This window comes from Shewanella sp. DC2-4 (assembly GCF_013248875.1).
GTDB lineage: Bacteria > Pseudomonadota > Gammaproteobacteria > Enterobacterales > Shewanellaceae > Shewanella > Shewanella oncorhynchi.
This window is the reverse complement of record NZ_JABRVR010000002.1, coordinates 4,858,221-4,870,281: the sequence shown is the minus strand read 5'-3', so window position 1 is coordinate 4,870,281 and position 12,061 is coordinate 4,858,221. Positions and strand designations below refer to the sequence as shown.

Genomic DNA, 12,061 nt, shown 5'->3' with positions numbered 1-12,061 from the left:
ACATAGAATGAAAACTCTTCTACACTTTGAATACGTCGAAGGAGGATAGCCATGAGACGATTTTTTGCTACTTTTTGCTTATTTTTAGCTGTGTTACCTGTATCTGTTTCCGCCGCTCAGCCGATAGTGGTCAATGTCGCAACGTCAACTTGGGAGGGATTTGCCAATCGTGATAAAACGGGTTACTACTTCGAGTTACTTCAGCGGATTTTCCCTGAGCCAGAATGGCAACTCAATGTACAGTTTATGCCTTTTGCCCGCAGTTTATATCTTGTTGAGCACAATCGTACCGATATCACGCTCAGCGTTTACAAGGGTGATATTAAAAAGGGGCTATTAACAGAGAATATGGTTGAAGTGGACTCTATCGATGTGGCTGTTACTGCCGAGGTGGCGGCAGGATGGACTGGTATTGAAAGCCTATCCCACAAGAAGGTTCAGGCCATGCTGGCCTACAGATACAATATGCTGACACCTGTGCCTATGTATTACGAAGAAAGTAGCGATATGCTGACTATGCTCAATAGCTTAAATGCTGGACGTATAGATGCCGTGCTAGATTACAAACCTAATTTGCTTACGTTTGTTTCTAAATTAAAGGCGCCACAAAATTTTGTGATTATTCAAGGCGTACTCAAGGCCGAAACCTATTTTGTTTTCGCTAACACCGAGAAAGGCCAGATGTTGAAACAACATTTTGACCTTGCACATAAGCGCTTAATCGATTCGGGTGAACAGGACAGGCTTTACCTTGAAACGATTGAAAAACGAAGGGCTGATGGCGCTGAATAGTCTTAATTTTTACTAGGCTTATTACATTTCGAATAGAATCGACATTATGGTTGCGAGTTTATTTTCAAGCTCTTGCCACTCAGCTTCGGGCTCAGAACCTGCAATAATTCCCGCCCCCGCAAATAGATTAATCCGACCGGGTTCGATCAGCGCACTGCGGATCGCTACCGAAAACTCACTCTCATATTTATTGAAATAGCCGCAGGCACCGGCGTACCAACCACGAATATAACCTTCACGTTGACGAATAAAGTTTAGCGCTGAATATCGCGGCAAGCCGCCAACTGCAGGAGTAGGATGCAGGGCTTGCAACAGTTGGAAATCATTCACGCCCGGCTTCAATTCGGCTCGAATTGCACGGTGTAAATGTTGAATATGGTTCAGTTTAAAAATAGTCGCTAATTCATCGGCGCCAACATAATTGCTCAGCGGCGTGAGCATATTCACTATGTGACTGCGAACAAGTTGGTTTTCAACGCTATTTTTGTTGTCTTCTAATAAAGCGTTCGCCAGCGCAATATCTTCTTCTTGATTGAGACCGCGTACCGTAGTACCAGCAAGTGCCTCGGTAAATAGCTCCTGCTGACGGCGGCGGAATAAACGCTCTGGTGAGCAAGAGATAAAAGTGCGATCTGGACTAAATTGAAAGCCAAACTGGAAACTATTGGGATTACGGCCCTGCCAGCAAGCCAGCACCATCCAAGGATCGATAGGTTCGTTGACTTCAAGTTGTGTTAAACGGGATAACACGACTTTTGGGGTATCTTGATTGAACTTAGGATCCACCACTTGCTCGACTAATGTCTTCCAACGTTCAAAATCAGGTTTGTCACTGCGCCCAAGTGGAACGATCTTTTTAGGTGGCGAGAGTGGCTTAGCAGGCATGACGGCTTCGATAGCGCCGATGGCCTTATCTATCTCGCTATGGTGATCATTATCAGCAAAATTAAGATTCACTAATAGGCTAAATTTGTTCCCACTGCGTCTAAATTCAATGCGCGGCAGGATAAAGCGGCTATTACCGAACTCAGGCCAAGACTCTATAGTGCGATCGAAGGCAACACCGCCATAGTAGCGAATATTCTGATTCGTCGATAAGGCTCGCTGCTCTTGGTAGGCCATGGCCAGTTGCTGATCATTGATTCCGGTTTCAAATCTAAAGTCTTTGCACGCCCCTATCGCCGCGACTTCTTCGATTCTGTCGCGCCCATGCCAGTAGATCCTTGGATATTGAGTCTGGGATGCCAGCCATGAAATTAAAGGCATAGCGACAGTGTTTAGTGACAACTGCACTATCGGTTCCGTCGGTGGAACTTGCTTTAATTGAATGAGTTTGTCGATGAGAGACTTAAGGTCTTCAGACAGGGCATGAACGGGCAAATAGAACTCCAAAGATAACGGATGAAGGCGAAAGCTGAAGGTCACTCTGTCAGCGTCAGTAAATTCGACTCAGGTTAATGTCCTCTTTTACAAGCCATTTATCTGTAGTGATTTTAGTCTGTAAATAAGAATCTTTCGCTCAAATTAAAGGCCACGGTCGAGTGTGTCAAGATGTAAGGCCCTATCGTGTGACTTTCGCCATAGTCTCATTTTACGCTGATAAAAAATGTGACTTGAGTGGGTCTTTTTGTCGGGCAAGTCACCCTCGGTGGACATTTTGTCTCTTAGTCGCTAAATGTACTTTCCCTTTGTCGTAATTAGTCGATCTAGGTTGGTTTTTAAACGTTTTTCGGTTGAGACAGAATAATCGCGGTCCACAATAGCTGGCACATCTTAAATTTTCTACGTGACAAGTTAGATGTCTATTAACGTATGACTCGCCGTGGGAATGAAAAGACAAGTAGGGTGAAGCCTTGTCATAGGCTGTTCGTTAGATCTTTATAGGCAGATATAGCATGAAACTCTTAGATCTCGAAGGCGTTAGCTTCAACTATGGCAGCCAGTTACCGACGGTATTGCAGGAAATTAACTTGGCGATTGGCACTGGCCAATGTCATTGCGTGAGCGGTCCTACGGGCTCAGGAAAATCGAGTCTGCTAAACCTACTGGCGGGCGTGTTAAATCGCCCGCATGAAGGTGACATCTGGCGTTATCCTCAATTGGTTACGGGTCTGGTAATGCAAGACCCACAAACTCAGCTACTAAGGCAAACTGTTGGTGCCGAGGTGGCTTTCGCCTTAGAAAACCTCGGTATTCCCGCCGAGCAAATACTACCTAAAGTGCAATTAGCACTGCGGCGCGTGGGCTTGTATTTGCGCCTCGATACCCAAGTCAGCACGCTTTCCCTCGGTCAAAAATATCGCTTAATGATCGCCGCCCAACTAGTATCAGAGCCGCATTTACTGCTGCTCGATGAACCTTGGGCACAACTCGATGATCACGGTGTGAGTGAGCTGCTGGTCGTGCTTCGCAATCTTATCCAAGATGGTATGGCGCTAGTATTGGTTGAGCATAACGCTTCGGCATTCGCCGAGATTATTCAGCATTATTGGCAGTTAGAGGCTGGCAAGTTGTCCGAAGGCATCTATACAGTGAGCGATGCGCCGCAAATTGAAGCGCCTGCGTGGCGAAATCAGGCTAAGTTTGAGCATTTAGGTAAAGTCTTGGTCAGTGCCGAAGCCTTTGATTTTGGGTTCGATGCTTGTCCCACGTTATTTGCGTGTCCACAAGGATTTCAATTGCAAGCGGGGGAGATAGTGACCTTAGTGGGCGACAACGGCTCTGGTAAAACGAGTTTATTGAAAACCATAGCGGGCGTGCACAGTTTAAGGCAGCGTCTTCCCCTTAAAGTGCTAGGGCGAAGGCCTAAATTGGGGATTTATGGCGCTGAATTGGGACTATTGATGCAAAGGCCGAGTCGACAATTATTCGAGTCTAACGTGCTAGCCGAAATGCAGTTTAGCCTTAGGCGCTTTGAGCTCCCCAAAGAGCGAGCGGTGCAAATGTTGGACGAGTTGGATTTATTTAGCTTAGCCCATCTGTCGCCCCACAAATTATCCTACGGCCAACAGCACTTGATTGCCTTAGCGTCACTCGCCTGCCTACGCCCTAAGGTGCTGCTTTTGGACGATCCATTGGCAGGGATGGATAAGCATTACTACGGCAAAGTGTGGTACTTGCTAAAGCGGTTAAGCTCCCAAGGTTGCGCTATTTTGCTCAGCACTCACAGAAGCATTGAACACAGTGCTGTGTCACGGCAACTGAGTTTACGCAATGGTTTATTGGTGGAAGAGTCAACTGAAATGGCTGAGCGTTATGTGGGGTAGTTGTGAGCTTTTTGCGCGTGAGGGTCGCAGGTTTTGAATGCCTAGCCCTTAGGCATTTGTTGAAATAATGAGAGATTGAAATGAGTCTAATCTACGCCTAAGCTCTGATTTCATCGTATCTTGTTTAAGCCCCTTTATTTACCAAGAAAGTCTATGGTGATTTTCTAATCCTCGTCTTAGAATGCCCCTCACGTCTGTTCTATAATAATCAAAAATAACAACAGAACATTTGAGCGTAAGTCGCTTTAATGTCGTATGGTTAAGTTGATATTTTATTCAGGCACATCATCCTTGGGGTTGTAGATATGAGTGAGTCGGCAGAATCAGTTGAACTTATCAAATTACCAGTGTCACAGCTGACATTGGGTATGTTTGTCAGTGCCATAGACAAAAATGATAAAGGTCAACTTGCTATTGCAAATGCAGGACAAATTAAACACAAGGATGCGATTTTAAAGTTAGCTAAAAGCGGTATTAAATTTGTTTGGGTAGACGCTGATCGTTCGGCTGAACATTGTGGGTTAAAGAAAAAAATCACTAACGATAATCAAACCGACAATAAAAAAGCGCTCATTAGCCGAGATAAGCAACAAGCTCAAGCTAAAGTCATGCTTACCGAAGCGAAAGACCTCATTCGTAAAGTCTTATCTGAGACCTTCGAAGGTAAAGCCATCGAAGTTGCCCCCTTCGAAGCGTTGGCCGATACCATGATAGAGTCAGTGATGTTGGATGCTGATGCGCTTAAATGTATGTCTGCACTCCGTTCAAAAGATGCCTATCTACTTGAACATTCAGTGAATGTCGCCTTTCTACTGGTTACCTTTGGTAAATACTTAAAGCTAGATCGCGTCATGTTACGGGAAATGGCGGTCGGCGGGATTTTGCACGATATTGGCAAGATTAAAGTCGACAATAAAGTGCTGCATAAGCCGGGCAAACTGACGCCGGAAGAGTTCGAACATATGAAGCTGCATCAAGTGTATGCGCTTGAAATTATGAACGAAACTACTGGTCTGTCGCAGATCAGTAAAGATATCTGCTTAATGCACCATGAAAAATTAGATGGCAGAGGTTATCCAAGGGGTTTGAAGGGTGATGAAATCCCCCGCCATGGCCGTATGAGTTGTATAGTCGATATCTTCGATGCTTTAACAGCGACGCGATGTTATAAAGAGGCGATGAGCCCTGCCGCGGCCTTTAAAATTTTACTCAGTCTGACGCCATTCCATTTGGATCAAGAATTGGTCTATGAGTTTATTCGTTGTATTGGTGTTTACCCTGTGGGTTCCTTAGTTGAATTGTCGGATGGTCGTGTTGGTATTGTTTGGGCCTCGAAAGATAGGGATGCGCTACATCCAATCGTAAAGTGTTTTTATTCTTTAAAAGTAAAACGTTACACTGATGTCGCTATGGTGGATTTATTAAAATCTGAACTTTATATTGAACGCGGTGTGTCACCGAGTACATTAGATATCGATCCGACTCCTTTCTATTAATCCTCAAATCCTACCTTAAATGCCGGTCATCTGAGTCGATGGCTGGTGTGAATGATTGCAGAGCCTGAGCTAAAAACCGTAAACTGAAAGTATTTCTCTGGTCGAGCAATGCTATGAACAGTGCTATGAAATCTCTATTTCCTATTTTTATCATTATCTTATCCTTGGCTTTGTTAATCCCTGGGGTGACTCAACCTATTTTGAGTATCAGCGGCAGTATCGATAAGGCCAAGCTGGCGGAACAAGGCATAGAGCAAGTTGCCCAAAGCTTTGATGAGGACTCTGGGCGTGACAGTGCCCGCGGCATGTTAAGTATGGTCAGTGGTTTGCTTGGGTTTAATAGCCTTAAAGGTGAAGTCCAAGTGTTGCAGAAGACTCGTAGTATTTGGGGAACAGTGACCGAGCTTTATCACTCTGGTAATGGGCTCGTCGCGGGATTAGTCATGTTATTCAGTGTGATAGTGCCTGCCTTGAAGTTGAGCTTAATGTTGGCACAGCAATGTGTTAGCTCGATTGGCCTGAAACTGAGGATTAATGCTGTCGTCAATGCACTCGCCAAGTGGTCGATGGCCGATGTGTTTGTGGTAGCGCTGATCATCACCTTTATGGCGGGGAACGCCTCAGGTGGCATGGGGGAAATGCTAAAAACACAGGCGCAATTTGAAAATGGTTTTTACTTCTTTACCGCTTACTGCATTTTATCGATCCTGAGTGGTTTTTTAGTGCGGCGTCCAACGCCAATTTTGTAGCTATTTTATAAGGCATCCCGACCTTAGCGATAAGGCCGGATGCCGAGATTTAACGCGGTTAATGGCGCAGTGAGTTAGGACAAAGTGCCATTTTGATAAATGGGCATAATCCAATAGCGACAGGGATTATGTTTGCAGACCAACGCCAGCGCCGCGAGCAGCGCGGCTTGTTGTGCAACGGGGTGCATGATTTCGAATTTGCAAAACTCCCGATAACCTTCCACTTGTTCCTTGATATTAAAATGGCTGTGTTCACGGCTAAAACCACAAATATTCCCTAGGCTAAAACCCGATAGAAACTCTAACTCTATCAAGGTATCGACTATGTCGTCCTTAATATCATTTTGGGCGATCAGTACTAACAGTTGTTCTGTGCTCATTTACGTTTCTCCAGCCAAAAATACAGAATTGGCAGTAAATACAGTGTGGTAATGGTTGAAGTGAGCAGACCGCCAATCACCACAATCGCTAAAGGTTTTTGAATTTCAGCCCCAGGACCTGAGGCAAACACTAGCGGCATAAGACCAAACATGGCCGTTGTCGCCGTCATCAAAATGGGGCGTAAACGCCGCGCCGCACCTTGTTCTACCCGTTCGCGCAGATTACTGAACATGTGCTTGGTTTGTTCGTAATAGCTGACCATTACCACGCCATTGAGCACAGCGACGCCGAGCAGGGCGATAAAGCCAACTGAGGCGGGCACGGACAAATACTCCCCCGATAAATACAGGCTAACTATGCCGCCCATCATAGCGAAGGGAACGTTGGCGAGGATTAAGCCCGCTTTGGCCAGTGAGCCAAATGTGGTGAATAAAATCAAAGTGATCAGTGCGATAGCAATGGGGATCACTAACAGTAAATTGCTGGTGGCTCGCTGCTGGTTTTCAAACTCGCCACCAAAACTCACGCTATAACCGCTCGGGAGTTTGATTTCCTTTGCGATTTTAGCGTTGAGCTCTTCTACAAAACTCACAATATCGCGACCCTGCACGTTGGTGGTGATCACTGAAAAGCGATTCCCTTGCTCACGCTCGATAAGGATGGGGCCTTGCTTATAGCTTAAGGTGGCGACATCACTCAGGCGTTTTAAGGAGTGATCTGGCATCACCAGTAACTGATTTTTAAGCTCATTGATGCTGCTTAAGTGGCTCTGATTATTAGCCATCAGCACGGGCGTGCGCTTCTTACCTTGCAGCACTTCGGTCACGATCACGCCTTCGAGCTGGCTTTTCAGGTAGCGAGCAAACTCCATAGTGCTCATACCAAAGCCACGGGCGAGCTCGTTATCTAAGGTGAGGTTGATAAAAGGACTGCCTTCGATCATCGCCATTTTCACATCGACGCTGCCGCTGGTGGCATTAACGAGCTGTTGGATCTGGCTCGTGAGCTGGCCTAAGGTGTCGATATCATTACCAAAGACCTTAATCGCCACGTCGCCAATACTACCAGTGAGCATTTCGGACACACGCATTTGTATCGGTTGAGTGAAGTTAAAATTAACGCCGGGATAGTCCAATAACACAGTGCGGATCGCATCGATAAGCGCTTCTTTATTGGCAAAGCGCCATTCGCTGCGGGGCAGAAGTTCTAAGAATACATCGGTTTCATTGAGCCCCATGGGATCTAAGCCGATTTCATCCGCGCCAGTACGCGCCACCATTTGTTTGATTTCAGGAACTTTAGCCAGCAAGGTTTGCTGAATTTGCTTGTCGATGGCAATCGAAGCTTCGAGTGAAATCGACGGGGATTTCTCCAGCTGCAGGATAATGTCGCCTTCATCTAAGGTCGGCATAAAGGTTTTTCCCACTAACCCGAACAAGCCTAAGCTGACGATAAGCAAGCTAAAGGCGATCACCATAAAGCGTTTTTGATGGCTAAACGTGCTCTTGAGGCTGGCCAGATAAAGCTGTTTAAGCTTTTCAATCGCCTTAGGTTCCTTGGCGGCTTTTTCGTTGACGAGATAAGAAGCGATAACCGGAATAACAGTTAACGACAACACCAGCGCCGACAGCATGGCAAACACGATAGTGACCGCAACTGGGGTGAAGAGCTTGCCTTCAAGCCCGCTCAAGGTCAGCAAGGGTGAGAACACTATCATGACGATCACTGTGCCCGACACCACGGGAATGGCAACGTCTTTAGTCGCGCGAAAAATCAAATGCAGCCGCGGCAATCTCTGCTTAGTAGCGATGAGATTCACCATGTTTTCGACTACGACCACAGATGAATCCACTAACATGCCGATGGCGATAACTAGTCCGCCTAGGCTCATTAAGTTCGCAGAAAGATTGAAGTAATCCATCATCAAAAACGTCATCAACGCGGCAAGAGGCAGCGAGAGTGACACGACCAATGCGGCGCGCACGTTGCCTAAAAATAGCGCCAGTAAGATGATCACCAACACTACGGCTTCGAACAAGGCATTGGAGATGGTCTCAATCGCGGTATTGATCAGATTCGCGCGGTCGTAAAAGGTGTTGATCTGGCTCCCTTCTGGCAAGGTTAGGCTGATTTGATCGAGTTTTTCTTTAATGTTTTTGACTACTTGTGCGGTATTGGCGTCTTTCAGGGCGATGATCAAGGCTTCGGCGGTTTCGTTACCGTCTTTAGTGACTGCGCCATAACGGGCTAAGTGACCAATTTGAATATCGGCCAAATCCTGCAGTCGATACACTCTGGCATCATCGGCTTTGATCACTAATTGTTTGAGCTCGTCGATATCATCGATGCGACCTTCGGCGCGCACTATGATGGTATCTGTACCAATGGTGAGCTTGCCCGCACCTTCGTTGTGATTATTCTCCACTATCGCCTGTTGCAGCGCCGCAAAACTTACACCTGCGGCCGCCATAGCCGCAGGTTTGGGGGTCACACTAAAGCTTTTGGCATAGCCACCGAGGATATTCACATCGGCGACACCTGCAACGGTTCGCAGTAGCGGACGGATTTCCCATTCGAGCAACTGCCGTCTTTCCATCAGCGAAAGATTGGGATTTTCGAGTGAAAACATAAAGATTTCGCTGAGTGGCGTACTCATAGGCGCTACGCCGCCCGTCACACCTTCAGGGAAACTGTCCCACACGGCGGCGATGCGTTCACTCACCTGCTGGCGCGCCCAATAGATATCTGTGCCTTCGTCAAAATCTAGGGTGATATCGCTGATGGCGTATTTAGTGGTTGAGCGCAGAATCGATTGATGGGGAATGCCTAGCAGTTCGGTTTCAATCGGCACGGTAATTTGCGCTTCGATTTCCTCCGGCGTCATGCCGGGCGCCTTGAGGATGATCTTCACTTGGGTGGGCGAAATATCGGGAAAGGCATCCAAGGGAATGGAAAACCAGGCTCGTGCTCCCGCTAACATGATGATCAGCGCCACAATCAGCACAAATAAGCGCTGCGTAAGCGAAAAGCGGATGACTGAGGTCAACATCTTATTCGCCTCCTAGGCCAAGCATTATGCCTTTGACTGCAGCAACTGACTGGGATAACACTTGGATTTGGCTGAGTTCTTGATCGCTTTCAACGATATATTGCTCAGGGGTTGAGCCAAGAATATCGATTGTAATCGAGGTGAGCGTGTCTGCGGTTTTAGTGAAGACTTGGCTGTCTTGCTCCCAACTGAATACGCTATTTTTAGGCAATAAATACACTGCCTTTTGATACTCGGGTATCACAGTGATTTGTTGTCCTAACAGTAAGTTACACTCCTGCGGTACGGGTGATGACCAAGCGGTCACAAAAGCACCTTCGGCGATGGCCGACACGGACTCAATGGCGATATGGCACTGATTGATATTCACCGCCGAAAGTGAGTGCGACTGACTCATTGGCACACTGACCTTGACGCGAATGCTGTCGCTGGGCACCAGTGAGAATAGCTGTGAACCCGCCATATAAGGCCCATTCACTTGGTTGAGTTTAACGATCCCCGCCACTGGCGTGCCTACCACTAGGGAGTCTGTGGCGGCATCTGTGCTTTTGACTATCTCCATAAAATGCTGCATGTGCTCGTATTCGAGGTGAGTGCTGAAGTAGTCTTGGCTGATCTCGCGCCATTTTTCGGCGCTGATACTGCCATTGTTTAATAAGGGTTTATTGCGCTCATAACGGCTCTTTGCCAGTTGATATAAGCTGCCAGCAGCTTCGACTTGGGCGAGGTAGTGGAACACTTCTGGCCCAGTCAGTTTAACTATTGCTTGGCCTTTAGTGACGAGCTGGCCTTGGCCGACGAGAAAGCTGATCTGCTGGATATTCTCCGGCGTGCTGATCCAATAATCGTTACCGGGGAGGATTTCAACCTGCGCGGGCAAGGGGCTGCCCTCATAACTGGCGATTTTCTGTGGTTGCACGTAGCTCAGGTCTAGATTACCGAGGGAGCTAATTGTTAGGGATTCAGCCTGCACTAAACTAGCAACACTGGCGGATAAACAGAAAAGGCATGCGCCGTACTTGGCCATCATAATGAAATTCCTAAGGCTTGCAGTTGTTGGGAGTGCAGTTGTTGCTGCGCGACTTGGTTCAGTGCTAAGCGGGATTCGGTATCGAGGGCATCCATATAGCGGCGCAGCCAGACTTCGTAGCTAACTTGATTTTGGTCTTTGACCTTGGCCAGCTCTTCAGTGATGGTGCGGCTAAGGTGTAAGGCTTGGGTTAGCAATGTTTGTTGGTCGAGTAAGTTTTGTTGCTGTTGCTCTAGCTTTTTAAGCTGAGTTTTTAGCTCGATATAGGTACGGTCGAGGTTGAGCGTGTGCTCGGTATTGGCTTGTTGCCATTGGGATAATTCGGTTTGTGATAGGGCAGAACCTAAGGTCAGTGGTACAGAAACGGCGATGCCAAGCTGTTGATCATCGACTTGATTATCGGCGGTATTTTTGGCCGTGAGTGAGACTGCCCAAGGATCGTTATTCCCTGCTTGCTGACTCTGGATGATCAACAGCTGTTGCTGCTTCTGCAGGCTCAATAGTTGCCATAATGGATGCTGCGCGAGCATATCATTGGGTTGGTTGTTGGCAGAAAGTGGCCGCGCGGTTTCGGCTATGTTCTGCGGTATTTGCTCTTGTCCGGTTAGTTGTTGATAGAGGGCAAGCGCCTCAGCCTGTTGTTGATTAAGATCGACCCGCTCCAGTGCAATATCCACCAGTTCGCGTTCTAACAAGAGTATGTGGGCAATCGGCAATTCGCCCGCATCTGTGAGTTGCTTTTGCTGACTATGGAGCTTGTCGAGTAATTGGCTCTTGCGATCTAATTGGGCCAGTTTCACTGCTGCAAGACGATGTTCCCACAGGCTTTGTCGCAATAATCCCGATAAATACAGGCCTTGCAGCGAAGCTTGCTGCACCTGAATGCCTTGGGTGAGCTGTTTAATTTGCTTATCGCTACTGTGCAAAGCAGGGGATTTTATTGGCAAATTGAGTGAGAGTTCCTGCTCGTAGCTGTTACCATTATCTAGGTTACCTAAGTGACTCAAGCTAATGCTCGGCAGGCCATTGAGCCAAGATGAGCTGCTTAAGCTTATTTGTGATTGCGGTAACTGGCCGCCCGATTGAGATAGAGAATGTAATCTTGCTTGGCTGGTGGTGAGTGCTTGAGATAGCTCGGAATTAGCGGCGTGGCACAGGAAACTGCTGCTGACTAAGGTCGTCAACAGACATAACTTGATACAAGACGTACTGACAGACATAGGACGATTCTATGGTAATAAAGTGTGCTGTCAGTGTAGGGATTTGTGGGCGAAAGTCGTGGGGGACATGTATCATAA

At 47.1% G+C, this 12,061-nt stretch carries 9 protein-coding genes; 4 read left to right on the top strand and 5 right to left on the bottom strand.

Annotated elements, in window-relative coordinates:
- Positions 1-51: 51 nt before the first annotated feature.
- Complete coding sequence (locus HQQ92_RS22045; protein WP_173248420.1) at positions 52-792, top strand: ABC transporter substrate-binding protein; 741 nt, start codon at positions 52-54, stop codon at positions 790-792.
- A gap of 21 nt (positions 793-813) precedes the next feature.
- On the opposite strand, the gene HQQ92_RS22040 is transcribed toward HQQ92_RS22045, so the two are convergent.
- Positions 814-2,172, bottom strand: a complete 1,359-nt coding sequence (locus HQQ92_RS22040; protein WP_173248418.1) for an isochorismate synthase MenF — start codon at positions 2,170-2,172, stop codon at positions 814-816.
- 515 nt (positions 2,173-2,687) lie between these two features.
- On the opposite strand from HQQ92_RS22040, the gene HQQ92_RS22035 reads away from it, so the two are divergent.
- The 3 genes from HQQ92_RS22035 (at position 2,688) to HQQ92_RS22025 (ending at position 6,303) form a co-directional block, all read left to right on the top strand.
- Complete coding sequence (locus HQQ92_RS22035) at positions 2,688-4,058, top strand: ATP-binding cassette domain-containing protein (RefSeq protein WP_173248416.1); 1,371 nt, start codon at positions 2,688-2,690, stop codon at positions 4,056-4,058.
- A 305-nt stretch (positions 4,059-4,363) separates the two neighbouring features.
- Positions 4,364-5,554 carry an HD-GYP domain-containing protein gene (locus HQQ92_RS22030; protein ID WP_105250731.1) on the top strand — a complete coding sequence of 397 codons (1,191 nt, stop codon included), beginning with the start codon at positions 4,364-4,366 and terminating at the stop codon, positions 5,552-5,554.
- Positions 5,555-5,667: 113 nt separating this feature from the next.
- Positions 5,668-6,303: a paraquat-inducible protein A gene (locus HQQ92_RS22025; RefSeq protein WP_173248414.1), complete on the top strand. Its 636-nt coding sequence runs from the start codon at positions 5,668-5,670 to the stop codon at positions 6,301-6,303.
- Between the two features lie 74 nt (positions 6,304-6,377).
- Here HQQ92_RS22025 and HQQ92_RS22020 read toward each other — a convergent pair whose 3' ends face one another.
- Genes HQQ92_RS22020 through HQQ92_RS22005 form a run of 4 tightly spaced genes read right to left on the bottom strand, consistent with a single transcriptional unit; the run spans position 6,378 to position 11,983 of the window.
- Positions 6,378-6,683 carry a DUF3240 family protein gene (locus HQQ92_RS22020; protein ID WP_105250730.1) on the bottom strand — a complete coding sequence of 102 codons (306 nt, stop codon included), beginning with the start codon at positions 6,681-6,683 and terminating at the stop codon, positions 6,378-6,380.
- Positions 6,680-9,733, bottom strand: coding sequence for an efflux RND transporter permease subunit (locus tag HQQ92_RS22015; protein WP_173248412.1), 3,054 nt, complete (start codon positions 9,731-9,733; stop codon positions 6,680-6,682). The genes HQQ92_RS22020 and HQQ92_RS22015 overlap by 4 nt, the downstream gene beginning before the upstream one ends.
- 1 nt (position 9,734) lies before the next feature.
- Positions 9,735-10,763 (bottom strand): membrane fusion-like protein, encoded by a 1,029-nt coding sequence (locus tag HQQ92_RS22010; protein WP_173248410.1) that lies wholly within the window; start codon positions 10,761-10,763, stop codon positions 9,735-9,737.
- On the bottom strand, positions 10,760-11,983 hold the full coding sequence (locus HQQ92_RS22005; protein ID WP_173248408.1) for a metal transporter: 1,224 nt from the start codon (positions 11,981-11,983) through the stop codon (positions 10,760-10,762). Before HQQ92_RS22005 ends, HQQ92_RS22010 begins: the two co-directional genes overlap by 4 nt.
- Between the last annotated feature and the right edge of the window lie 78 nt (positions 11,984-12,061).